2 protein-coding genes are annotated in these 660 nt (G+C 62.0%); both read right to left on the bottom strand.

The annotated features are described in order from the left end of the window. The coding region (locus F1379_RS29555) for a hypothetical protein (protein ID WP_476739487.1) at positions 1-296 on the bottom strand (296 nt) is incomplete at its 3' end. Next, the coding region (locus F1379_RS29550) for a MobC family plasmid mobilization relaxosome protein (RefSeq protein WP_476739486.1) at positions 286-660 on the bottom strand (375 nt) is incomplete at its 5' end. The genes F1379_RS29550 and F1379_RS29555, both read right to left, overlap by 11 nt.

The raw sequence follows: 660 nt of genomic DNA, 5'->3' as shown, positions 1-660 counted from the left end.
TCCCGGTGTTCAACCCACAGCACGCTGTACTGGTCTTTATCGAGTCCGGGCATCAGAACCCGCTCGAAGCTCGCCATCAGCTTTTCACGCTGGCCGGGCGGTAAATCCTGTTCAGCAAAAGACAGGACGCCGGAGGTGTACTTTTTGGCGTAGGGCGAGGCGTCGATAAGCTCCCGGACCTCCTCCGGCTTTCCCTGCAGGACGATGGCCCCGTCGCGCTGGCGGTCTTTCCCCAGCAGATAATCCACCGGCCCGGCACCGCCGCCTCGCCCTCGCGGATGAAACTTAACGATCATCGTCTGCCCCCTTTTCCAGCACGGCATGCCGCAGCCGCTCGAGTTCGGCATCAATGGCCATCAGCGCGGCCACCACCTGAACCCGGTCAGCGCCTGACCACTGGCCGCCGTTAATTTTCCGGGCGATCTGGTTGAGGTTGTTCCCCATCCCGGCAAGCTGGCGCAGCAAAACCGGATCGATGGACGGCAGCCGCAACGACCGCGCCGGGCGCGTATCGAGACAGGTTTCCCGCATCCACACCGCCAGTTGCCTTCCATTGCAGCGCTCCAGCAGCTGCTGGTACTCCCCATCGGTCACCCGGATACCTAAAAAACGGGTACGCTTAACCGCCATCCTCTCCTCCGATATCCGCAAAATGTGACC

The organism is Paenibacillus tepidiphilus, assembly GCF_008635795.1.
GTDB classification, from domain to species: domain Bacteria; phylum Bacillota; class Bacilli; order Paenibacillales; family Paenibacillaceae; genus Paenibacillus_AQ; species Paenibacillus_AQ tepidiphilus.
The sequence above is the reverse complement of the archived record's forward strand: the minus strand, read 5'-3'. Positions and strand labels throughout refer to the sequence as shown.